The sequence below is a fragment of the Hahella chejuensis KCTC 2396 genome (assembly GCF_000012985.1).
GTDB classification, from domain to species: Bacteria; Pseudomonadota; Gammaproteobacteria; order Pseudomonadales; family Oleiphilaceae; genus Hahella; species Hahella chejuensis.
This window is the reverse complement of sequence record NC_007645.1, coordinates 3,812,195-3,834,610: the sequence shown is the minus strand read 5'-3', so window position 1 is coordinate 3,834,610 and position 22,416 is coordinate 3,812,195. Positions and strand designations below refer to the sequence as shown.

Sequence of the window (22,416 nt, the reverse complement as noted above, 5' to 3'; positions counted from 1 at the left end):
TAGGATTTTTGCGTCACCAGCATGAACTTGGATATCTGCGTGCTGGCCCACGACCAATAAAACATAAGTAATATGGACGATTGACCCTACTAGGGCCTGTCTCTAGTATTTGCAATACCCTTCATTATAGTGAGTAGCCTCCTGTCGTTTATGCTGACAGGGGAGAAAAGGATTAACGTCAAATATTCTATGCTAAAACGCTTATTCGCCTCCCGTAGACATCCCTACATTCCGGGCCTGAACAGACCGGAAACCATCGAAATTGACTTAAGCGGTACCAAACTGTGCTTGCAACTACCGCCTCATCACGATTCTGATGGATTTGAGGACGTACAAGCACCGATTCCCCAGGTCAATATTTATGACCCGGCGCTGTACCGTGACAGCACCCTTGATGACCCCTTTTCCAGTACTGTGTTTATTAAGCGAAACTGGGATTATTACGGTCCGTTCTGGCGCTTGAGGCGTCTGGGTTATACGACCTTCATTGCGGTAGTGGAGCGGGTTAACTGCCTGCCGGAAGGGATGAGTTGTTTTAACCCTCATCATCTGGAGCAGGCGCTAATACACTTAATTTATCAAATGGGGCCGAATACTCCAGCCAGAGGTGAAAGGATCGCACCAGTGAATTGGGTGGTGCGTCAGTCGGGCGATAGCTTATGGGTGCACTATGAAGTACATAAAAACCTGGGAGAGCTGATTGAAGAGGAGGACTTTATGCGGGCCCAATACTCTAGTTACGCCGTGACCCCCCTGGACGACCGCCATTACCTTCGTCTGATGTTCCATAACAACGGCTATGCCCCCGTGGAATACGCCATCCGACATCTGAATGTCCTGCGGGACAAGGTCTGCCACCATATCGAGTTGAAACTTAGTCCCTCGGCCCGAGCCCAGCAGGAACAGGCCCGACACCGCTGGCCCGGTGCCCGCATTTCACTCCAACGGGAGCCGGAAAACTGGGTGTACCCGGAATGGCGGTATGGAGAGTCCGGCATAGGCGAACCCCGTGTGGTGATTCTTAAACCCGGTTCCTCTCCGCCGTCTTTTGTCCCCTAAGTATATTTGCTCACCGGAAACCATCTAAATAACGAACTTAAACGAGGAGAAAGCCGTGTCTCTTAAGGACCCACAATGGCCTGCGATTATCACTAAAGAAGAAGATCCCAATGTGCAGCGCAATGTGCTGATCAATAAGCGGAATTATGACAACTGGCTGAGGATTAAGCGTCAGCACTCCGGGAACTTTTACATGACCAGTATGTACAGGGCTATCTATACGCTGGCGCTGACTCCCGGCGCCCAGACCGGCGGGATGAAACAACAAGACTTCGGGGCTATGCGGTTGCAATACAGTATTGAGCCAAATGGTGATGTCAAAGTGTTGTGGTTGTGTGTCGACGAAAAAGGCCTTGAGCCGGCTACCAGCAATACTCCTGGGCTTTACCAAGTTGGTTGGAATCAGGCGGAAAAAGATTGGGAAACAGACAATAAACCACAGACGGTGATGGAACTTAGCCATCAGTGGAGCGGCGCACATATGGCGGCGGTGCCGGGTAAGTTTGCAAACAAAGAGGAAGCAGGACAAAAGATCTTTGTCCATATCGCCAACGCCTATTCCGTAGCCTTCAGTCCAAACACAGTCAAACAGTCGAGTAATCACTTCTCTCTGGTCTGGCTGAATAATGATTTCAACAACCAGCAGTATGTAAAAAACATAGTGTCCCTGATTCAGAATGCGCAAATGAAAAACGCGAATATTCGCTGGCTGATTCATGGCGAAGGGGCGGGCTCTTTTGTAAAAGCCCTGGAGACTATTCAAAGTAACCCTCTTGCCAATAATGTAATTGCCGCTGGGAATAAGTTGGAAAATCAGATTGTGTATTTTTCCAACCCACGAGGGAAAAACACCACGGAAAAAGCGTTGAAAGACCTGTGTGAAAAAGTGGGATTACACTATGCTGGCGTTCAGGTTAATCCTACTGATATTTTAGGTAACAAAGACGCTCGTCAAGCATTTATCGCGGAAATGGAAAAACTTGCGGCAAAGTCTGTTATCTCTGGAGTGGCCGGGGCTGCGGGCTACACAGTGCTTGAAAAAAGCTATGAAATGTTCTCCTCCGCCAGTAGTATTTTGGCTGCGGTTTTTTTTGGTGTGTCTGGTTACGTATTAGCCAAGGAAAGTGCGGGCAAGTTCAGCGCGTATGCCCGGCATGTACCAGGATTTGTGTCTACTGCCTTTGGCAAAGGCAACCAGGAATGGAAGGGTTGATGAAACCTTTCCATAATCGTCAGTCGTTATCAGCTCAAGCGTATTAACCGATTCCGTTTGTTTTGACACGATAGTTGTAATCACGGATTCAGATATCTAACTATACCCCCTACATAACACTCGCTCGGCTGTTGGGTTATTTCTTGCGATTGATGCCCGGAAGCCGAGAGACTTCTTTTATTGGACGACATGGGTTTTGTCTCCTGAGCTCCTCTGATCACGCAGGAGGGGGCTTTCAATTGCTTACGAAAGCAGATATATCGAGCAATTTCGTGCCGCACAAAACTCTGTAGTCACTGGATTGAACAGTCGGCATCTTTTTTCAATGCTGACGTTTACGTCAACGTCACTAAAGTCTATTATCCTCAGGGTGGATTACCGTCTACAGTAGAAAGTGGAGCGGAGCCTTCAAAAGGGGCCCGCCTTGCCTCCGAACGTATCCAGGAAGAGGACCCTATGAGTCAAACAACAAAAACAATAGAAGTTATTCATAAACCTGAATTCATTCAGGGAAATGAATTTAAGTTTCCCATCTTTCAGGTCCTGAAACAGGATGGCGCGACCTATAAAGGGGCTAAGCTGCCGGAGATGGATCAGGAAGAAGCCCTGAAGATCTACCGCACCATGGTGTTCACCCGCGTGCTGGATGAACGCATGCTGGCCGCCCAGCGTCAGGGGCGTCTCAGTTTTTACCTGCAGTCCACCGGCGAAGAAGGCACGGTTGTCGGCTTCGCTGCGGCGTTGGATGATCGGGACATGATCATGGCTCAATACCGGGAGCAGGGCGCTTTGGCCTATCGCGGATTCTCGGTGGACGAGTTCATGAACCAGCTGTTCGGCAACGAGCTGGATTATGGCAAAGGCCGGCAAATGCCGATTCACTACGGCTCCGCCAAACTCAATTACATGACGATTTCTTCGCCTCTGGCCACCCAGATTCCTCAGGCCGCCGGTTACGCCTACGGCCAGAAACTGGAAGGCAAGGGGCTCTGCACCGTGACCGTATTCGGCGAAGGCGCCGCCTCTGAAGGGGACTTTCACGCCGCCCTGAATATGGCCTCCGTACACAAAGTGCCGGTTATCTTCCTCTGCCGCAACAACGGCTACGCTATTTCCACGCCTTCCAGCGAGCAGTTCGCCGCGGACGGCATCGCGCCGCGGGCGTTAGGCTACAGCATGCGCGCCATTCGCGTAGACGGCAACGACGTGCTGGCGGTGTATCTGGCGACCCTGGCCGCACGCAAGATCGCCGTCGAAGAAAACGAGCCCGTGTTGATCGAAGCCATGACCTACCGTCTGGCCGCCCACTCCTCCTCCGACGACCCATCCGGCTATCGCAGCAAGAAAGAAGAAGACGTCTGGCGCGCCAAAGACCCTATCGCGCGCATGCGCAACTGGCTGATCAAGAAAAAATGGTGGAGCGAAGACGAAGAAAAGCAACTTCAGGACAGCATGCGTCAGGAAGTGCTGGACGCCATGAAGAAAGCCGAGAAGCGGCCTCCGCCGCCGGTGGAGTCGCTGGTGACGGATGTCTACGACGAAGTGACCCCGCAACTGCATGAACAATTAGAAAAACTCAAGATGCATGTCCGCAAGTATCCGGACGCGTATCCCAAGAGCGCGGGGAGAATGACGCATGGCTAAGATGAATCTGTTACAGGCGATCAACAACGCCCTCGATATAGCGATGGCGGAGAATGAGAAAGTAATCTGTTTCGGCGAAGATGTCGGTGTTTTTGGCGGTGTTTTCCGCGCCACCAGTCATCTTCAGGAGAAGTACGGTCGCGCCCGCTGTTTCAACACGCCGCTGGTGGAACAGGGCATTATCGGCTTCGCCAACGGCCTGGCGGCCCAGGGCCATATGGCGGTGGCGGAAATCCAGTTTGCGGATTACATCTTTCCCGCTTTCGACCAGATTGTGAATGAGTCCGCCAAGTACCGCTATCGCTCCGGCAACCTGTTTGATGTCGGCGGTCTGACTATTCGTACGCCCTATGGCGGCGGCATTTCCGGCGGACATTATCACTCGCAGTCGCCGGAAGCCTATTTTGCGCACACTCCCGGTCTGAAAATCGTGGTTCCGCGCAACCCCTATCAGGCGAAGGGGCTGCTGCTCAGTTCCATTCGCGACGCTAACCCGGTGGTGTTTTTCGAGCCCAAACGCATTTATCGCGCCTCTGTGGGCGAAGTGCCCGAGGAAGATTATGAGTTGCCGCTGGGCAAGGCGGAAGTGTTGAAGGAAGGTTCCGACATCACTCTGCTGGCCTGGGGCGCGCAAATGGAATACATCGAAAAAGCAGCGGAAATGGCGGAAAAAGACGGCATTTCCTGCGAAATTATCGATTTAAGAACCATTCTGCCCTGGGACGTGGACACTGTCGCCAATTCGGTGCTGAAAACCGGACGCTTGGTTATCTCCCACGAAGCGCCTTTGACCGGCGGCTTCGCCGGCGAAATCGCCGCCACCATTCAGGAGCGCTGCTTCCTTTATCTGGAATCGCCCATCGCCAGGGTGACCGGGTTGGATACGCCTTTCCCGCTGGTGCTGGAGAAAGAGTATCTGCCGGATCACCTGAAGATCTATGAAGCGATTAAACAGAGCGTGAACTTTTAAGGGGGGGCGAAGATGGTGACTGATTTTATTTTGCCCGATATTGGCGAGGGCATTGTTGAGTGTGAGCTGGTCAAATGGCTGGTGCAGGAAGGGGACTTCGTACAGGAAGACCAGCCTGTGGCGGAGGTAATGACTGACAAGGCTCTGGTGGAGATTCCCGCGCCCAATAGCGGCCGCGTCGCCAAATTGTATTACCGCGAGGGCGACACCGCCAAAGTGCATTCCCCTTTGTTTGCGGTGGACATGGCGGGGGCTGCGAAAGCGGTCAACGAGGAACCTGCGCAGGGGGCGGCGGTCAAACAAGCGGACAGCAAGCCTGCGCCGGAGCAAAAACCGGCTCCAACGTCCCGGCCTGCCGGGAAAAGCGGGGACGACTTCATCCTGCCGGATATCGGCGAAGGTATTGTAGAGTGTGAGATTGTCGAGTGGCGGGTAGCGGAAGGCGACCATGTGGAAGAAGACCAGCCTGTCGTCGACGTCATGACTGACAAGGCGGTGGTTGAAATTCCCGCCCCCCGCGCTGGTCGTATCGTTAAACTTCACTACGGCAAAGGCGAAATCGCCAGAGTGCATACGCCGCTGTTCTCCTTTGAAGCGGACGGCGCAGCGCCTGTTGCGACGACCGCCAAGGTCAACGGCGAAGACGCCTCCAGGTCAGCCTGTCTGGCGGCGTCTTCGCCGCCTCCGGCGCAAGTTTCAGGGCGCGTCAAAGTGCCCGCCAGCCCGGCGGTGCGCCGTCTGGCCAGAGAGCTTTCTCTGGACCTGAATCGCGTACCGGGCTCCGGCAAGCATGGGCGGGTGCTGAAGGATGATATTCATAAGTATCGGAAATCCCTGCAGGCTGACGCCGCTCCGGCGCCAAGTAAAGCTCCGGAAACGCCCGCCAGCGTCGGCGAAGTGCGGGTGGAGCCGATTCGCGGCGTGCGTGCGGTCATGGCCAAACGCATGGTGGAAGCCGCCACGACCATTCCCCAGTTCACCTTTGGCGATGAAGTTGACGTCACCGCATTACTGGCTTTGCGCGAGCAGCTCAAGCCAGAGGCGGAGAAAGCCGGCGTGCGTCTGACGCTGATGCCTTTCATCATGAAAGCCATGGCGATGGCGCTGCTGAAATATCCGATCATGAACAGCCGGGTCAATGACGACTGCACGGAGATTCATTATCTGCCGCATTGCAACATCGGTATGGCGGTGGACTCCAAAGTCGGTCTGCTGGTGCCCAACGTCAAGCATGTGGAAAGTCGCAGCATTCTCGACATTGCGCGGGAAGTGGAGCGCCTGACCCATGCGGCGCGGGACGGCTCCGTGCGTCAGGAAGACCTCAAAGGCGGAACCATCAGCATCTCGAATATCGGCGCGTTGGGCGGCACGTACGCGTCGCCAATCATTAACCTGCCGGAAGTGGCGATTGTGGCGCTGGGTAAAACCCAGACTGTGCCCAGGTTCGATAGCGACGGCTCGGTAGTGGCGCGCTCGATCATGAACATCAGTTGGTCCGGCGATCACCGCATCATTGATGGCGGAACCATTGCCCGCTTCAGCAATATGTGGAAATCTTATCTGCAGGACCCAACCTCGATGTTGCTGCATCTGAGCTGATAACCCTGCGAGAGTGAATGACCGGCGCGCCTAAGCTACAACAGTTCTATATTCCGGAAGAGCAGTCGATCTACCTGCTCAGTCACAATGACGCCAAGAAGCTCAAGGACTGGGTCGCCTTGTGCAAGGTCCAGCTTGAGCAGCTTGGCTATCGTGATATAGAAATGGTGGGCAAGGGCGCCTACGGTTTTGTGTTCGCAGGCGTCACCGCTGGCGGCGAACAATACGTTTTCAAATTTTCCCGCATTACTTTGCCCCAGCATTTGCAGGATCGCCTGGAAGAAGAGGCGTTTATGCTGGGTCTGGTGGAGCACCCCAGAGTGCCCAGCCTGATCGCCTTTCAGCGCATTCGTCGGCAATCCATTCTGGTGATGGAGCGGGCGCCGGGAGTGGATCTTGAACAATATTCCCTCAAAGTGGGGCGTATGCCGCCTAGACTGGTTGTTAAGATTGCCGCGCAACTTGCTGATATATTAAGAAATCTCCGCTCTGATAAAGGACCTGCCGGGCGTCCTCTGGTGCATGGCGACATCAAGCCTTCCAATCTGGTGTACAACCCGGATACCGAGCAGGTGGCGCTGATCGATTGGGGTTCCGCCGTCTTTGCGCAACTGGATGAGAACAATCAATACGTCTCCGCCAATGTCATGGAGCTGATGTCCAGTGACCTGCAACAGACCAATGCGCGTCTGGGGGACGTCTACTTCATCGGCGACGAGCAGCTCAATGGCGGCCTGTCGTCGCCTCGTTTCGACGAGCAGGGCGTGGCGGGAACCTTATACGCCCTCGCTTCCGGGCAGTCCTGCCGTTTTGGCCACCGCGCTTTGCCCGCAGTATCTCTGGGGCTGCCGGCGGAATTCGCCCGCATGTTGGACGCCATGATGGACGATGATCCCACCGTGCGCGCCAAGGCGGGCGATTATTTTCTGCGACATATGGCGCGTTTGGTCATGCTGGATCTGCCGCCGGTCCAGGAGACGCCGCTGGCCCCGGTCTGGGTGCGCCCACAGAAGCGCGGCATCGATACTGTGGTGTACAGCTCGCGTAAGTCCTTCCTGCGGGAGGAGGGCGTCAAGGAAGAGCTGAAAGAAATCAATGATGTGCAATTGGATCGCTACTACAAGAACTTCATGCAAGGCATGGGAGAGACGGAAAAGGCGTTTATCGCCGCGGTTAGCCGTCTTGGCCGCTACCCTGTGGTGGGCGGGCTGGCGGTGCGCTGGGAGAAGGAAGGAGTGTATATCGACACCAGTCTTAACCTGCGCGACCCGGATTTAAAGCCGGCGTTTGTCGCCGCAGTGAACAATATGGTGAATCTGGCGCGGGCGATTCATCGGCAGGGGGTGTTCAAAAGCTGTCTGTTCAATGCTCGCGATACCTTACACGTGGATCGTGAAGGGCCGGAGAAACCCTTTATTCCAGAGCCAGGGTTGAGTCTGGGTTATGAGGTGAGCGCCACCCCGGATCTGGAGGATCAAACCAGGGTGCACTCCTATTTTGAAGACGGTCCAGACCCGGAAGAGTTTCTGGTTCTTCCTATAGAAATCATGGAGATACTTGAGCTTCTTAATAATATACATCATACCGGCCTCATCATTTTCGAGAGCTTGCCCACTCACTTAAAGATCCATAGCTACTATCGTCTGCTGGACCCATCCAGGGAGCAGGAGTTCCGTTATTGCCTGGACGCAATCATCGCCGCCATTCCCCTGATCAAAGGATTGGGCGTGTCAGGTTTCATGAAGATGCCCTACAAAGACACCAAATTCTTTTCTCATATTGAGCGCCTGCCGGAAAAATATTATCCGAAGAATCCGCGGGATGAAGCGGTTGCGCTAACCGCCGGTCCGACCTCTTAACGCCAGGCCTAAATGGATGCGCGCACTCGCCTGGTTATTAGGGTGTGCAAAAATGGTGCGCGCCACCTTCGCCAAAACACCAATTTAGTGCACTTCTTTACGCTCTGTGGCGCCAGATAACTTGAAAATTGCGTTATTACGTGCTGTATTTAAAGCAGTAATCGGGGCGTAATTTTTGCATAACTGGTGGCCTTACCGGCTTCCTCCCTGGACGCCCGCTGGTTTGGGGCGGCGCATTACGTGAACTGGTTTTCGTTTCTTTTGTGACGGAGGTTGGTTTATTTGCCCTCAAGGCCCGGCAGAATGGGAAAAGCTGTGGGAAAAACTAGAACAACTATCAGGGATGTTCACTGTAGGGAGTAGAAAAACGAAAGACCATACAGAGAATGCATATGCGATATAAAGTTTTGACCGCCTGTATATTGACGCTGGCCTCCGCCGCTGGGTTCACCCAGGCGGCTGATTTCGGAAACCCTGTGCAGGTGACGATTTCCGGTATCCCCAACGGACCTGACGGTTCGCCCATGAACCAGGAAGAGCCCTACATTTCCCGCAACGGTAAAACTCTGTTTTTTAATGGCGGCGTGGATAATAACCAACGCCTGCTGCACTACGCCGAGCGCGGCGCCAACGGCGGATGGGCTTATAGCGGCCAGATCAGTCTGGGCGGCGAAGATGAAAAGTATATCCAGGGCGCGCCCGCCATCGACGTGGACAACAATCTGGTGTTCTCCGACACGGGGGTGGAATCCATGGTGCGCAGCGGTCGCTTCTCCGGCGGCAAGCTCTCTTCCGTGCGCGCTATCGATGGTCTGCCGCCGCGTAAGGCGAATGCGTTCGCCCGCAAATTCCAGGGCAATATGGGGCCGGAAGTCAGCCCGGACAGCCGTGTGCTGTATTTCACTGAGGCGGCCTGGGGCGCGGGCGGTTTCATGAACGGACAACTGCTGCGGGCGGATATCCATTTCGCCACCCACCGTGGCGGCGCCACTTACTATTATGATCAGAGTGAAGTGGAACGGGTGATGGAGAACGTTAACACCCGGGATATCGAATACAGTCCTGCGATTTCGTCGGATGGACTGGAGTTGTTCTTTACCCGTATCCTGTTGGCGGACCGCGCCAACAATCGCGATCGCGCTTTGATCATGCGAGCGGTGCGGGGCTCCACCAGTCAACCGTTCGACTCTCCGGTGGAGGTCACAGGAGTGGGGGATGTGATGGCGGAAGCGCCGTCCATTTCCGGCGACGGCTCTGAACTGTATTATCAGAAGACGGAAGGCGGCAAGACGCGCATTTATATGGTCACCCGATAGCGCTGCTTTCCGCCTTTATCAGCGGCGATAGTGAGCAAGGGGAAATCATGCGAATCAGCGTGTTGGCGAAAGCGACGAACTGCGATGCGGAAACCGTCCGTTATTACGAAAAAATAGGCCTGCTGCCGGCGCCGCCGCGCAGCGCCTCTGGTTATCGTGAATACGGGCGTAGTCATTTGGAGCGCTTGAACTTCATTCGCCATTGCCGCTCTTTGGACATGTCCCTCAACGAAATCAAATCTCTGTTGTATTTTCGCGATCACCCCTCTCTGGACTGCGGCGAGGTCAATGATCTGGTGGATTCCCATCTGCTGGCGCTGGAGCAGAAAATTTCCGACCTGGAGAAACTCAGGGAGCAGCTGCAATCCCTGCGCGATAAGTGCCGCATTCACAATCGCGCTTCCGAGTGCGGCATTCTGACAGGATTGAATCACGATCCGGCAGAAGGCGAGTGCCCTTGTCACGGGGAAACGCCCCATTCCTGAAGGGGCGTAATTTTTTCTACTGGACGCTTGACCCTGTAGCGACTCCAGACTTTAACCTGAGCATATCCAAATGTAAGGAGAACAACGAATGGGTATGCATTGCTGTCACCATGAGCATGAAGAAAAACCGAAAGTCGACGGGCGTTATCGCAAAATCCTGTTTTGGGCCCTGTTGATCAACGGCGGCATGTTCGCGGTGGAGTTATTGTCCGGGTTGCAGGCCGACTCGGTATCATTGCTGGCGGACTCACTGGACTTCCTGGGAGATGCGGCCAACTACGGCATCAGTCTCTGGGTGTTGGGCATGGGACTGGCCATACGGGCGAAGGCGTCATTACTGAAGGCCGCTTCCATGGGCGCTTTTGGCGTGTGGGTGCTGGGCTCGACGGTATGGAGCGCCATGACGGGAACCTTGCCGGAAGCCCTGACTATGGGTGTTATCGGCGCGTTGGCCCTGGCCGCTAACCTGGGGGTGGCCGCCATGCTGTACGCTTATCGCGAGGGCGATAGCAATATGCGCAGTGTATGGCTGTGCACCCGGAACGACGCGTTGGGCAATATCGCTGTTATGCTCGCCGCCCTGGGGGTGTTCGGATCAGGAAGCGCCTGGCCTGACCTGATCGTCGCCGGCATTATGGCCTGTCTGGCGCTAAGCGCTGCGGTTCAAGTGCTGCGTCACGCCAGAAAAGAGCTGCGTCACGATCATGAAGCCGCTGCGAAAGCCTGAAGGCGTCTGGGCGTAGACGACGGCGGACGGTTATAATTCGCTTTTATCACCGGCCGCCGACATTGCCTCAGGAGACCTGCCTATGACCAGTAAATTCTTCGCTTACCTTGAACGCCTGCGCTGGATCAAACGTTGGGGGCTGAAAAGGAATGTGGTGGAGGAGAATGTCATGGAGCACAGCTGGCAGGTGGCCACCATCGCCCATGTACTGGGGCTGATCAGCAATCGCAAGTTCAACGGCGATGTCGACCCTAACGTGCTGGCGGTCGCCGCCCTGTATCACGATGTCTCGGAAATCATCACCGGAGACATGCCCAGTCCTATCAAATATCACTCTGAAGCCATCAAGCACGCCTATCACGCCATCGAGCGGGAGGCGGAGAAGGAAGTATTGTCCACCTTGCCGGACGAGCTGCAGAACCCCTTTGAGCCTTTACTGTTGCATGACAAGTTTGACGCCGCCGCCGTGAAGTTCGTCAAAGCGGCTGATCTGATCAGCGCTTATCTCAAGTGTCAGATGGAAGTGGCCGCCGGCAACAAGGAGTTTGACGACGCCAAGGCGGACGTGGAGGCGCGCATCCGTGCGCTGCAGATGCCGGAAGTGGAATATTTCATGGCGACCTTTGTGGACAGTTATCTGCTGACGTTGGATGAACTGTTGAAACACCACGATCCGGTGCGAGGCTGACGCTCCGTTCGCGCTTTCCATTTGAAGAAGCGCCCCAAATGGAGCGCTATCCGCTGCTGAGAGCTATTTATCGGTGACTGGAATTATCCTGGCGTCGACTGGCTCGACTTGACGAGTCCGGGAAATCAACGTCAAACCGAACAGAATGGCCGCCATGCCAAGCAAACTCAGAAGCGACATCTGGTTGCCCAGAAACAGGTAGTCCATAACGGCGGTTACGCCGGGAACCAGGTAGAAGAGGCTGGTGACATTCACCAGATTTCCGGCCTGAATAAGCCTGTACAACAATAGCGTGGCGACCACCGAAATAACGACCCCCAGCCATACCAGCGCCACGCCAAAGCGCAGACTGAATTCCACTGTCAAAGGCTCGTAAGGCGTGAACGCAAGGCACAGTAGCAGCGTCATGGCGTACTGCAGCGGCAGGACCGCGACAGGTGACTGCTTCACGCCTTTTTGCAGAATGGCCCCGGTGGTGATCGAACCCAGGGCGGCCAGGGCGAACACCACGCCGGTGGCGGAAATCTGCGCCAGTCCGATACTGTGGTACACCACCAGCACCAATCCCGATAACGCCAGAAAGAGTCCCGAGAGACGTTGCAGGGAAAAGGCGGACTCTGTCGCCAGCAAGGTCAGGATAGGCTGCACGCCGAGCACGGTGGCGAGCACTCCCGGGGTAACGCCATGCTCCAGCGCCTTGAAGTAGCAGATGGAATACCCGCCGATCATGAGCAAGCCGGTGACCGCCGCGCGGACCCGTGTTCCCGGTGTCGGCAGCCAGAGGCCATGACTCAGGGCGATACTCAACACCACTACAAAAGCGATGGCGAAGCGAAGCAGAAGAAAGGCGAAAGCGGAGGCGGACTCCAGACCTATTTTGGAAAAGATAGCGCCGCTGCTCCAAAGCAGCACGAAAAGCGCCGTTGCGGAATAAGACAGTAACGTCGTTTTGTTTGTAGACATATTGGGTTGCCCGTCGCAGGGAAAAATAAATGCCGGCCACGTCAGCGCTATGCTGACATCAGGTGGAAGGCGTGAAGATTATTTCAGTGGAAAGCGGGCGGCGGTGGCGCGCCAGCCTGAAGGCGACGGGGTGGAGGAGTGAAGCAAAACATGAAAACGTCACGGACGCCAAAGCCGACATCCAGGTTGGATGCGCAGGCGGTCTTGGCGATGTCCAGAGGTTGGGTCATGTTTGCAAATCGTTGATATGATCGAACGCTGATCTTACGACCCTGAAAAGAGGGAATCAAGCACCGGATAGCTATCTGATTCAGATTGGGAAATCGCGTGTTCCATGTAGGCGGCTCTTCGAAAAAAATGCGGGACGCGGCGTATAAAAAAAGCGCCCCGCAGGGCGCTTAGCGAATAGTCGTAAGGGTGACTATCGGGAAGTGTTTCTGACCAGAACTTTGCCTACTTTGCCGTCGGCGCTTTGTGACAGCACCAGAACGTTGAGGCCGAATTCCGGAATGTTGCGACCCGCATCAGGAATCTCGTCGCTCATGTAGTTGAGACGGTCGATGAAACGCGGATAGGGGCGACGGTTCTGGTCTTTCAGTGTGGAGCCTACGGAGTCCACATCGGTCAGGTCCAGCTTCAGGCGTTCGGAGGCGATCACGTTGAACGCCGCGTCGTGCAACTGGAACTTGGTGGATGCGACGCTGCCGTCTTCCCACTTAACCACTCTCTGGTCGGCGTCGACAACGCCCAGGAAACCTTCGCCGGGATGCACGCCAACGTGGTTGTTATCCCAGGAATCATCCACGAACCAAACCACCAGACCTTGGTTGAAGGACATCAACTGACCGGACACGTTTAGGCGCTCCAGGCCGATGTCAACGCCGTTGTGTGTACGCCATTCCATCAGGTAATAGCGATCAGACACCGTGAAGCCTTCGTCGGCGGTGAAGCCGTCCAAAGTGAACACTGGCGCGGAATCCGCGTTGTCGCTGGCGACCACCGCTCCGTCTACGGACAGGGCGATATCATCCACGTACATGCCTGGGTTCAGCGTGCCGGAGTCGGTGAAGTACTCGATGCTGACTTTAACGGTTTGACCCGCGTAAGCGGACAGATCGAATTCAGCGTCCACCCAACCGTCGGACGCGCCGGTGATGCCGTTGCCCAGGTTGTTGCCATTGGGATTGGTGTTAGTGGTGATTGTCGCGGGCAGGCTGACTTTGCCAGACTCGCTTTCCACCATCACGTAGCCGTAATCCCAATCCGCTTCGATGTCGTACCAGGTCTTGAACGCCAGTTTCGCGGAGGTGGCGGACGAAAGGTCCAGATCATAGGACATGCTGGTGTGCAGGTCGTTGGCTTTACCGCCGAAGTACGCGTACTGACCGCTGGCTGGCGTGGTGATCACGCGCTTTTTCTTCGGCAGGTCGATGCGGATGACATCGTTGTTGGTTCCTTTGCTCACCGCTTCGTCCAGCAACAGGACTTCGCCTTTGCGGTCCAGTTCGTCGATGGACAGCGTGGCGCCGTGCTGCCAGTTGCCGCCCCAGATGCCTTGCAGCTTCTCTTTGGCGTAGGCGCTGAAACCGGTAGGTTCGGTGCCCGGAATCTTACCTGCCCATGAGCCGCTGGACATGATGGACCAGTAAGAAACAGGTTCGCCTTTACCGGTGTACTGGGTGTCGTACTCGTCCGGCAGACCCAGGTCGTGACCGTATTCGTGCGCGCACACGCCCGCTGCGGCGGAGATTGGCTGTATGGTGTAGTCATACGCCGCCATCAGGCCGCCCCAGTTGTCGGATTCGGAAGTGGTGCCTTCGATCGGGAAAATCTGGCCCAGGTTCCAACGGTGCGCCCAGATGGCGTCTTCGCCCAGCTGTCCGCCGCCGGCTTCCTCACCCACTGCGGAGTGGAACACCATCACGTGGTCAACCAGACCGTCCGGCTCCCAGTAGTCGCCGTCGCCGTCCAGGTCGTAACGGTCTTCGATGTCATAGTCGCTCAGATCCACACTGGGGTCCGCCGCCGCGGCCAAAAGGGCTTCACGGATCAGCGCGCGGGCGTCGCCGTCTACGTTGTTGCCGTAAAACGCAGCAGGTTTCTGCGCCATATACCAGCCCGCAACGTTGCCTTCTACAGAGTAGCTGGCGCCGGACTGCGCTTCATAATACTGACGCATGGAGATCAGGTTTTCGCCATTGGGCCCTTCGTAACCGGAGCCGGAGAACAACAGGTCCTGGAAATGCTCCCGGTTGTAGTCCTCGTAGTACATATCCGTTTCGCCAGGTTGAATGGAGTTGTGCGGGAAGTCCGGGAATTCCATCAGAATGGCGAGCACTTTGGCCTTGCGGGCGCCTTCGGTCCATTCTTCCAGTTGCAGGTTATCGGGGAACAGCTTGCGGTTGTCCAACTCGCGCCATCTTTGGTCTTTCAGATGGGCGCCATGTGCGCGACGAGGTTCTTCGGCAAGCGCCGCCGCGGTAGCGGAAGTGGTGGCCTGCATCTGAGCGCGTTGCAGTTCGTGGGCCCTGCGTTCTTTTAACCAGTCTTGCAACTTGGCGGTGGCTTCCTCCAGCGTCGCGCCTTCGGAGATTTTGCCGCCGGCCTTCAGCATTTGAATCAGACGGCCTTCGTTTGCGATGCTGGGGTCGAAGGCTCCTGCGCCATGCTGATGCGACTGGCTGGCCGCAAATGCAGAAGCGGAGGCGAGCAGCCCGGATATAGCGAGCGATAGTATGCTTCTTTTATGCATGATTAATTCCTTTTTTATTGATTGCCCTTTTGTGTAAAGCCGTTTTTCGGCTCAAGCGGGGAGAGCAGGCAAATGGATTGCCGGCGAATCTCAAAACGAGATAAAAAAGTAGTTCGCCCGGTCGGACGCGGAAGCCGCGCCGGTCAGGTGAACGCCAAGTCCCCGCGACGCCTAGTGAGTGCCGGAGCGACCATTGAACGGCCACTGACGACGCTCACAAAAGCCATTTGGTTTTATAGTTTCCCTGCCGATCCGATAAGGAATGTCCTTAGCGGTCAAACGTCCCCAATAACGTACATTACGGAGGGACGCCGGAGACGTCCTTGCTTCCTTTTAAACGGCCTCATAAGCAAGCGCTTACGTGGTCGCGCTATTTAGTAAACCAGAAAAAATTCTATAATATCAGTACTTTGGGTAAATAATCTTTATTTTGAGCGGCGCGAGCCTGGAGCCCGCGCCGTGTGTGTCAGGAGTTGTTTGGGGAGGGAGCGGGCGCGTATTGCGGTTGACCGGAATTGATTCCGGATTTGGTTTTTTCAGTGGCCTTTTTTGACTGTGCGGAAGCATGCGCTTTTTCTCTCAAATACTGCCGCGCAGCTTCCTCTGCTTCAGCGTAAGTAGCGTTTTCGGGAATGGCTCCTTCGCTACGCAATTTCTTGATGACGCTTTCGATATTGGCTGGCGCTCCGGCTTGCGGCCCGGCGTGATCTTCATCGCAGGCCAGGGCGGGAGCGGAGACGATCAGCAGGGATAGCAGTGCGCTGGTAAAGGTCCTTTTGGATAGTTTCATCATTCACTTGACTCGTTCTTTTGCTTATCTGGAGACGATAAGTCTAAGCGTTTTTGTTGCGGCGATGAAAGGGACTCATTCGACGCTTCTTTTACGAAGTAAGCGCCGCTTTGGCTTTTAACGCCGTCTGGAGTCAGCGCCCCCCAGTGGGTGATGAGGTCGCCGTCCTGCGCGCTGCGCTCCAGCGAAAACAGCGTTTCTCCAGGTTTATATACCTCTATGCCGTAACTGTTTTTCGTGGAGCCGCCGGCATGGGAGACGAAATTAATATCAATGCGCGCGCCGGATTTTTCGGTCGCGCAGATCAGGTTCTCCGCGGTCTGAAAGCCGTTGATCTCAAGGCGGCAGGGCGTTTCTCCTTTGGCCACGGTCAACAGATGAATCATGATAATTGGCGTGCCTCCGGCGGTGTCGCCCTGTTGGGACTCATACCGGTAGCGACCGTCCCAGTTAACGATCAGCGTTGAGTCATCGGAGTCTTCGGCGAACGCCGGCAGGGCGGCGGTAGTGATCAGAAAAAGCGATAAAATACGTTGGCGTGCGGTCATAGCTCATCCCATATAGCCCGTCGTGAGACCCTTTTCGTAAGCCGCGCGGACTTTCAGTGAAATTTCAGCGGGGGTAATGATACCGTCTTTGTTTTTATCAAAACCACTGTTCTGGGTATAGGTCAGCGTGCCGCGCCGGAACAGGGCCTGGGACGGATTCATGCCCACCGCGGCGGGATACAGCACCGCAAGATAGACATCTTCCAGGTTCTGCAAACGTCCCTGGTAGGGGCTGAAATACTTCTCCACATATTTCAACTGCTGCACCGCCGACATACCCTTGAGCGCCTGAACGCTGGTGCCTAACGCTTTGGCCGTGGAGGGCATGAACTGGATCAGGCCGATAGCGCCGCTGCCGGCGGCGTTGGTGATGCTGGGGCTGAAGGTCTCGCCGGTTTCGAACGCCATGCAGGCCATCAGGTAGTCCGGCGACATATCCATCGCGGCGGCGATTTTTATGACTTTGGCGTTGAACGTGGAGGACGTGCGGCCGCCCCAGGCGATACGCAAACGCTTGCCTCCCAGTAGTGCGCCCAAGGTGCGCCCGCCTGGGTCAATGCGCCCGTCAGGTTTGTTCATACCGGCTTTTTCCCGCTGAAAACGTTTGATGGCGGAGACGGTGGCGGCGCCTGCGACGCCGTCCACCACTAAGCGCGAACTGTGGGTTTTGGCGTAGCGGTTGAGAAGGGTTTGCGCGAGGATGACGTCCGCTTTTCTATTGACGCCGCCAAGCCCTACGGATTGTTGAATACTCTGCATGTCGATCCTTGAAGTTAACATGGCAAGGCAGAGTAAAACTTGACCGAAGCGGGAACAACCGGGCGTATGGACTAATGGATCGTCCGATAAGGTTATGCCTGTAACCTGTTGATTATGATAGACAATGTCACGATTCGGTCCCATCTTTTCCCAATTTTCCTATTGAGGCTGGGAGCGGAGGTCCGCCTGTGTCAGAGTGTGGGAAGGCCCTGCAAGTCCGCCTTAATGGCTGTTCGCATACTTGTTAATTGAGGCGGGGGAGAAGGGCCGAATCGGCTTCTCACAGGCTGTATGGAAGCTTGGTATACAACCGCCAATGCAAAGGACAAGGAAGCACATGAGCAAACTTACTTTTCTGATTATCGGCAGTATCCTGTTGTTGCTGTGTGTACGCGCCTCTTATGCGGAAAATCGAGTTTCTGCGACTCACACGTCCGCCGCGCTGCATGAGGGGGAAGGGACTTACTACTTCTACAACGGCGGCGGCCATTGCAGCGTTCCCGTGCCTGCGATGTTCACTGCAGCGATGAATCAGACCGACTATAACGGTTCCCAGGCTTGTGGCGGATGCGTCAAGGTGACCAACCGCAATAACGGCAAGTCCGTGGTGGCGCGCGTTGACGACAGTTGTCCCGGCTGCAACCCGGGAGACGTGGATCTGACCGACGCCGCCTTCGCGCAGATTTCGCCATTGGAGGCGGGACGCATTCCGATCAGCTGGGATTATGTTCCCTGCGATTATCCCTCTGTGCTGCTGTACTTCATGGAAGGTTCGAGCCAGTGGTGGACGGCCGTGCAAGTACGCGAACAGCGGTATCCCGTAAGCAGTCTGGCGTACCGGGAAAGTGGTTCAACCGGCTCCTATCAGGAGATCGCCAGAGAAGACTACAACTACTTTGTCGAACGTTCCGGCATGGGGACGGGCCCCTTTGATTTTCGCATCACGGACATCTATGGACATGTGTTGGAAGCAGGGAATATAACCCTTCAGTCTGGCGTCCCTATCAACACGCAGCAACAGTTTCCCAGTATGGGGACATCCGGCGTTATTAATCAGGCAGACAAATAGCTTCCTTCTATTTGTCTGCAACGACAGGGCCTGCACAGGTCAGGCCCTGTCACCCGCGGCTCGCCGCCGCGCAGGCGCATCCATGCGCCTGACTATTAACATGCCAATATCATTGCCATATTAATATCTCCAGAACAGGTGAAGGAGAGTGAGCGTCAAGAGGATGATTGGAACCTTGCGCAAAAAACCAGAATAACCCTGGATACGCCGCCTCGATAGCGCTCCAGATAAGAGGCGGCGACTTGGCTGCGCGTCTACGCTGGGTACAAAAGCACGCTGGATTTACGGGATGCATTGCATTAGTATGCCCGGCGTCACTGGGGAGTAGCCTCTCTTCGCCCTGAAGAGGTTTGCGTCAACATACTTGGCCCACAGGCCATGGCGTAAACGGTTCCATAACTTGGCAAGACCTTTGACTATGCCGCACCGGTTGGGCCGGGGCGTGGCGTAGTCATATGGTTAATCCGGCCCAGGAGATTTCCCGAATGCAAGCTTTTCTGATTTCCACCGGCATCGTCGCGCTCGCAGAAATTGGCGACAAAACCCAATTACTGGCGTTTATTCTCGCCGCCAGATTCCGCAAGCCGGTTCCCATCATCCTCGGTATTTTCGTGGCCACCATTGTCAATCACGCCTTCGCCGGCGCTCTGGGCGCGTGGGTAACCTCTCTGGTGACGCCGGAAATACTGCGCTGGGTGCTGGGAGTCTCCTTTATCGCCATGGCCGGCTGGATGCTGGTTCCCGACAAGTTCGATGAAAGTGAGGCGAAATTCGCAAAACTGGGCGTATTCGGCACAACGGTCGTAGCGTTTTTTCTGGCTGAAATGGGGGATAAAACCCAGGTGGCCACCGTCGCTCTGGCGGCGCAGTACTCGTCTTTTTTCTGGGTGGTCGCCGGCACAACGCTGGGGATGATGATCGCCAACGCGCCAGCCGTATTGCTTGGAGATCGCATCGCCCACCGCATGCCGGTGCGGGTGGTGCATGGCGTGGCGGCGTTGATATTTGTCGTACTGGGCGTGGCGACGCTGCTGGGCGCCGGCGCCAGACTGGGATTCTAAGTCGCCTATTAATCAGGCGGACAAATAGCTTCCTTCTATTTGTCCGCAACCTTCTATTTGTCTGCAACGACAGGGCCTGCGCCTGATTATCAACATGCCAATATCATTGTCATATTAATAAAACCATTAAATTGTGCGCCTGCTCACCCCTTGTGGTGATCCAAGTTGTGAAAAGCGCGTAAATGAGATTGAATTGCATTTCGCGCGGGCTAAAATTTAAGCAGGACCTGCGCCCGCACGTGCAATCACGTGCTTCATACCCTGTCTTCATGAAATAAGGAATGTTTTATGAACGCTCACTCCGCACTCATTCGACTTCAACTCCCATCGTTCAGCGCCAGTTTACAGACAAGTCTATGTTTTCGCGTTTTCAGTGCCGACGCTGGTGATCCCGACTCTTAGGCGCGTCGCATGCTGGCGCTATGTCATGCGCTTGCAACAGGAGGCCGCTAGGCTGCATGCCGCTCGACAATGCAGGCTGACCTGCGGATTTCACTCCATTGGACTATGCAGGAAAGGCCATTGTCGCGGCCGCACCCGAGTTTTAGGATGAAAAGTTCTTATTCGACAATGATTTATATTGAAGTAACGCAATTGCTAGTCATATTTAATCACGCATCTCCCCAAGTCTTTCCAGGTGGAGGGCGAAGTGAATTAAACCGATAACAACAGAAACTACAATGATCTTTCCCCCTTCTCACTGGCTACGCGTTTTACTTCACCTCTGTGCGATGTCTCTGTTTACTGTCAGTCTGGCCAGCGGCATGCGCCTGGCGGCGGACGGCGACTGGCCATTGCAGGAGTACTGGTCCGCCATCGCTCCTCAGGGCGATATGATTTCATGGCACTTAAGCGCAGCCCTGGGCTGGCTGGCGGTAAGCTTTACTGTGTCGCTCGCCTGGCTGAAAAAGCGCTCGGATAGGACGCAAACCCGCCCCAAAGGTTTTCTGATACGCGCGCTTTACCTGATTTTGCCGGTACAGCTGCTTAGCGGCGTTATCTTTTATCTCGGTATTGGCGCAGGCGTGCTTGATTGGGTGCTGGCCACCCATTACTGGTGCGCTCTGCTGTTGGCCACTCTGATTGTCGCCCACCTGATGGAGCAACTGGCGTTGCGAGGGGGACGTTTTTTGCCTGCGGTCTTTATCCCCCGCAGATTCTCCCAGGGGCTGGGGTTATTAGTCTTCTCCTGTGCGGCGGGCGCCGCGCTTTGGTGGGGAGGGGGAGCGGACAGTCAGGCGCTGGTGGTCGCGCCGCTGGCGGAAAAGGTCCGTATTCAGATTGATGGGGCGCCGGACGAAGACGCCTGGGCGAATGCGGCGCCCGTCACGGTGACCACCTACCAGGGCAACGATTATGACGCTGTCATACCCGTCGAAGTCCGGGCGCTGGCGAATCCTTATACGATCTATTTCTCCATTAGCTGGCCTGACGCTCACGCGGATTACAGTCATCTTCCGCTGCAAAAGACGCAGACCGGCTGGAAGGCCCTGCATGCGGGCTTCGAGAAAGATGACGAGCGGGTTTATTACGAGGATAAGCTGGCGGTGATGCTGTCCAAAGGCGGCGGCTTTGGCGGCGATAACAGCGTTCATCTGGGCGGTCGTCCTTTGGAGGGGTATCCGGCCAGTCGTTCGGGACGCGGCTATCATTACACGACAGACGGGTCGATTCGCGACGTCTGGCATTGGAAAGCGGTGCGCGGCGGCGATATGGCGGTGCTGGACGACGACCACTTCGGCAAGCCGGAAGCGGCCTGTGCGTTTTGCCCTCGATACAAAGCCGGCTACCAACCCGATCCGGTGGAGGATGGCGGCGTGCGCCAGAACTGGGAGTGGTTTCGCACCAGCGGCGTGACGCCACTGCGTACGCCCCGCGATGGTCCTGGCGTGACGAAGGGGGAGAACGCCATGACCTGGTATGGTTCGCGAGCTTACACGGCGGAGCGTGATGAGACGCCAGTGGGCGACGGTCTGCCTTCCGTACTTTGGATGAGCCATTACGAAGGCGATCGCGGCGACGTGCGCGGGCGGGCTCAATGGCGCGACGGGCGCTGGTATCTGGAGCTGGCCCGCGCCAGAGAGACAGGGTCTCCTTTTGATATTCCCATCGAAGACGGCGTGTTTATGTGGGTGGCGCCCTTTGATCATGCGCAAACCCGGCACGCCTATCATCATCGTCCACTCCGCTTAAGGGTGAGTCCATGAGCAAGCGACTGCGCACTCAGATCATCATGGGAATCGCTCTTAGCATTGTGGCCCCGGCGGCGATGATTGTGGCCATGACCGTTAACGGAGGACAGGACGCCGGCGCGTCCGGCGAACATGCGCAACGCCGCATTCAGGCGGAACTGGCGCGCTGGCGCAAGCTGGACGCGGACGGCGCGGAAGTCGCGCCTAAACTTGGCCCATGGGCCTGCGTGGCGGACGCCCGCAACAACGTGATTTGGGAAGTAAAGAGCTGGCAGGAGAATGTCCATTACTACAAGTCCAGCTTTTCCTGGCGGCAGGGTGACCGCGGCGAGGCGGAGAGGGGCAGTTGCATCCTCGGCGACCACATCGAACCCTGCGATACCGAAGACCTGATCCAGGCCCTGAATCGGGTTCGACACTGCGGCGTCGCCTCCTGGCGCTTACCTACCATTGAGGAGTTGCGCTCCTTACAGGACCGGGAGACCTACCCGGGCCAACCTATGATCAACGCCTACTTGTTTCCCCGCACCGTCGTCGGACCCTATTGGTCGTCCACGGTGCGGGATGGAGACAGTGGCGATTTCAGCGTCATGACATTCAATTTTTATCAGGGAAGTGAACAGGCCTTGCCCCCTCGCACGGTAGCGTGGGCGAGGCTGGTGTCTTCCATGGAGCAGTAGCGGAGATGAGCAAGGGAGCGACGTGGGGAATATCCGGCTGCG

The 22,416-nt window shown here is 55.8% G+C and carries 20 protein-coding genes and 1 riboswitch; of the genes, 14 read left to right on the top strand and 6 right to left on the bottom strand.

What is annotated here, in order from left to right; all coding sequences use genetic code 11:
* Positions 1-189: 189 nt before the first annotated feature.
* The 10 genes from HCH_RS16535 to yfbR all read left to right on the top strand — a co-directional run bounded on the left by HCH_RS16535 (position 190) and on the right by yfbR (position 11,560).
* Positions 190-1,059, top strand: coding sequence for a hypothetical protein (locus tag HCH_RS16535; RefSeq protein WP_041598723.1), 870 nt, complete (start codon positions 190-192; stop codon positions 1,057-1,059).
* A gap of 55 nt (positions 1,060-1,114) precedes the next feature.
* Positions 1,115-2,272 carry a hypothetical protein gene (locus HCH_RS16530; protein ID WP_011397495.1) on the top strand — a complete coding sequence of 386 codons (1,158 nt, stop codon included), beginning with the start codon at positions 1,115-1,117 and terminating at the stop codon, positions 2,270-2,272.
* A gap of 456 nt (positions 2,273-2,728) precedes the next feature.
* Entirely contained in the window at positions 2,729-3,916 is a 1,188-nt protein-coding gene (locus HCH_RS16525) for a thiamine pyrophosphate-dependent dehydrogenase E1 component subunit alpha (protein ID WP_011397494.1), read from the top strand.
* Positions 3,909-4,886 carry an alpha-ketoacid dehydrogenase subunit beta gene (locus HCH_RS16520; RefSeq protein WP_041598722.1) on the top strand — a complete coding sequence of 326 codons (978 nt, stop codon included), beginning with the start codon at positions 3,909-3,911 and terminating at the stop codon, positions 4,884-4,886. The genes HCH_RS16525 and HCH_RS16520 overlap by 8 nt, the downstream gene beginning before the upstream one ends.
* A 12-nt stretch (positions 4,887-4,898) precedes the next feature.
* Positions 4,899-6,485, top strand: coding sequence for a dihydrolipoyllysine-residue acetyltransferase (locus HCH_RS16515; protein ID WP_011397492.1), 1,587 nt, complete (start codon positions 4,899-4,901; stop codon positions 6,483-6,485).
* Between the two features lie 17 nt (positions 6,486-6,502).
* Positions 6,503-8,344, top strand: coding sequence for a protein kinase domain-containing protein (locus tag HCH_RS16510; protein ID WP_011397491.1), 1,842 nt, complete (start codon positions 6,503-6,505; stop codon positions 8,342-8,344).
* 392 nt (positions 8,345-8,736) lie between these two features.
* Positions 8,737-9,660, top strand: coding sequence for a TolB family protein (locus HCH_RS16505; RefSeq protein WP_041598721.1), 924 nt, complete (start codon positions 8,737-8,739; stop codon positions 9,658-9,660).
* Between the two features lie 47 nt (positions 9,661-9,707).
* Positions 9,708-10,145: a Cd(II)/Pb(II)-responsive transcriptional regulator gene (cadR, locus tag HCH_RS16500; protein WP_011397489.1), complete on the top strand. Its 438-nt coding sequence runs from the start codon at positions 9,708-9,710 to the stop codon at positions 10,143-10,145.
* Between the two features lie 88 nt (positions 10,146-10,233).
* Positions 10,234-10,872, top strand: a complete 639-nt coding sequence (locus HCH_RS16495) for a cation transporter (protein WP_011397488.1) — start codon at positions 10,234-10,236, stop codon at positions 10,870-10,872.
* An 82-nt stretch (positions 10,873-10,954) separates the two neighbouring features.
* Positions 10,955-11,560: a 5'-deoxynucleotidase gene (gene yfbR, locus HCH_RS16490; RefSeq protein WP_011397487.1), complete on the top strand. Its 606-nt coding sequence runs from the start codon at positions 10,955-10,957 to the stop codon at positions 11,558-11,560.
* 63 nt (positions 11,561-11,623) lie between these two features.
* Here the strand turns inward: yfbR and HCH_RS16485 are convergent, their stop codons facing one another.
* The 6 genes from HCH_RS16485 to HCH_RS16465 all read right to left on the bottom strand — a co-directional run bounded on the left by HCH_RS16485 (position 11,624) and on the right by HCH_RS16465 (position 17,372).
* Positions 11,624-12,523, bottom strand: a complete 900-nt coding sequence (locus HCH_RS16485) for a DMT family transporter (protein ID WP_011397486.1) — start codon at positions 12,521-12,523, stop codon at positions 11,624-11,626.
* Between the two features lie 83 nt (positions 12,524-12,606).
* Positions 12,607-12,753: a hypothetical protein gene (locus tag HCH_RS34275; RefSeq protein ID WP_158304967.1), complete on the bottom strand. Its 147-nt coding sequence runs from the start codon at positions 12,751-12,753 to the stop codon at positions 12,607-12,609.
* A 191-nt stretch (positions 12,754-12,944) separates the two neighbouring features.
* Positions 12,945-15,275 carry an immune inhibitor A domain-containing protein gene (locus HCH_RS16480; RefSeq protein WP_011397482.1) on the bottom strand — a complete coding sequence of 777 codons (2,331 nt, stop codon included), beginning with the start codon at positions 15,273-15,275 and terminating at the stop codon, positions 12,945-12,947.
* Between the two features lie 466 nt (positions 15,276-15,741).
* A complete protein-coding gene (locus HCH_RS16475; RefSeq protein ID WP_011397480.1) occupies positions 15,742-16,068 on the bottom strand; it encodes a hypothetical protein in 327 nt (108 codons plus the stop codon).
* The gene (locus HCH_RS16470) at positions 16,065-16,613 is read right to left on the bottom strand and encodes a DUF5991 domain-containing protein (RefSeq protein ID WP_011397479.1); all 549 of its coding nucleotides are present in this window, start codon (positions 16,611-16,613) and stop codon (positions 16,065-16,067) included. The genes HCH_RS16475 and HCH_RS16470 overlap by 4 nt, the downstream gene beginning before the upstream one ends.
* A gap of 3 nt (positions 16,614-16,616) precedes the next feature.
* A complete protein-coding gene (locus HCH_RS16465; protein ID WP_041598720.1) occupies positions 16,617-17,372 on the bottom strand; it encodes a peptidoglycan-binding protein in 756 nt (251 codons plus the stop codon).
* Positions 17,373-17,709: 337 nt separating this feature from the next.
* Here HCH_RS16465 and HCH_RS16460 point away from each other — a divergent pair, with 337 nt between their 5' ends.
* The 4 genes from HCH_RS16460 (at position 17,710) to HCH_RS16445 (ending at position 22,374) form a co-directional block, all read left to right on the top strand.
* Positions 17,710-18,441: an expansin EXLX1 family cellulose-binding protein gene (locus HCH_RS16460; protein WP_011397477.1), complete on the top strand. Its 732-nt coding sequence runs from the start codon at positions 17,710-17,712 to the stop codon at positions 18,439-18,441.
* 307 nt (positions 18,442-18,748) lie between these two features.
* Positions 18,749-18,920, top strand: a riboswitch (yybP-ykoY riboswitch).
* 6 nt (positions 18,921-18,926) lie between these two features.
* Positions 18,927-19,502, top strand: a complete 576-nt coding sequence (locus HCH_RS16455) for a TMEM165/GDT1 family protein (RefSeq protein WP_011397476.1) — start codon at positions 18,927-18,929, stop codon at positions 19,500-19,502.
* A 680-nt stretch (positions 19,503-20,182) separates the two neighbouring features.
* Entirely contained in the window at positions 20,183-21,709 is a 1,527-nt protein-coding gene (locus HCH_RS16450) for an ethylbenzene dehydrogenase-related protein (RefSeq protein WP_011397475.1), read from the top strand.
* Entirely contained in the window at positions 21,706-22,374 is a 669-nt protein-coding gene (locus HCH_RS16445) for a DUF1566 domain-containing protein (protein WP_011397474.1), read from the top strand. Before HCH_RS16450 ends, HCH_RS16445 begins: the two co-directional genes overlap by 4 nt.
* Positions 22,375-22,416 lie beyond the last annotated feature (42 nt).

Coding starts and splice junctions, on each gene's coding strand:
- HCH_RS16535 (WP_041598723.1), top strand. CDS start 190: ATGCTAAAACGCTTATTCGCCTCCCGTAGACATCCCTACATTCCGGGC.
- HCH_RS16525 (WP_011397494.1), top strand. CDS start 2,729: ATGAGTCAAACAACAAAAACAATAGAAGTTATTCATAAACCTGAATTC.
- HCH_RS16520 (WP_041598722.1), top strand. CDS start 3,909: ATGGCTAAGATGAATCTGTTACAGGCGATCAACAACGCCCTCGATATA.
- HCH_RS16515 (WP_011397492.1), top strand. CDS start 4,899: ATGGTGACTGATTTTATTTTGCCCGATATTGGCGAGGGCATTGTTGAG.
- HCH_RS16510 (WP_011397491.1), top strand. CDS start 6,503: ATGACCGGCGCGCCTAAGCTACAACAGTTCTATATTCCGGAAGAGCAG.
- HCH_RS16505 (WP_041598721.1), top strand. CDS start 8,737: ATGCGATATAAAGTTTTGACCGCCTGTATATTGACGCTGGCCTCCGCC.
- cadR (WP_011397489.1), top strand. CDS start 9,708: ATGCGAATCAGCGTGTTGGCGAAAGCGACGAACTGCGATGCGGAAACC.
- HCH_RS16495 (WP_011397488.1), top strand. CDS start 10,234: ATGGGTATGCATTGCTGTCACCATGAGCATGAAGAAAAACCGAAAGTC.
- yfbR (WP_011397487.1), top strand. CDS start 10,955: ATGACCAGTAAATTCTTCGCTTACCTTGAACGCCTGCGCTGGATCAAA.
- HCH_RS16485 (WP_011397486.1), bottom strand. CDS start 12,523: ATGTCTACAAACAAAACGACGTTACTGTCTTATTCCGCAACGGCGCTT.
- HCH_RS34275 (WP_158304967.1), bottom strand. CDS start 12,753: ATGACCCAACCTCTGGACATCGCCAAGACCGCCTGCGCATCCAACCTG.
- HCH_RS16480 (WP_011397482.1), bottom strand. CDS start 15,275: ATGCATAAAAGAAGCATACTATCGCTCGCTATATCCGGGCTGCTCGCC.
- HCH_RS16475 (WP_011397480.1), bottom strand. CDS start 16,068: ATGATGAAACTATCCAAAAGGACCTTTACCAGCGCACTGCTATCCCTG.
- HCH_RS16470 (WP_011397479.1), bottom strand. CDS start 16,613: ATGACCGCACGCCAACGTATTTTATCGCTTTTTCTGATCACTACCGCC.
- HCH_RS16465 (WP_041598720.1), bottom strand. CDS start 17,372: ATGCAGAGTATTCAACAATCCGTAGGGCTTGGCGGCGTCAATAGAAAA.
- HCH_RS16460 (WP_011397477.1), top strand. CDS start 17,710: ATGAGCAAACTTACTTTTCTGATTATCGGCAGTATCCTGTTGTTGCTG.
- HCH_RS16455 (WP_011397476.1), top strand. CDS start 18,927: ATGCAAGCTTTTCTGATTTCCACCGGCATCGTCGCGCTCGCAGAAATT.
- HCH_RS16450 (WP_011397475.1), top strand. CDS start 20,183: ATGATCTTTCCCCCTTCTCACTGGCTACGCGTTTTACTTCACCTCTGT.
- HCH_RS16445 (WP_011397474.1), top strand. CDS start 21,706: ATGAGCAAGCGACTGCGCACTCAGATCATCATGGGAATCGCTCTTAGC.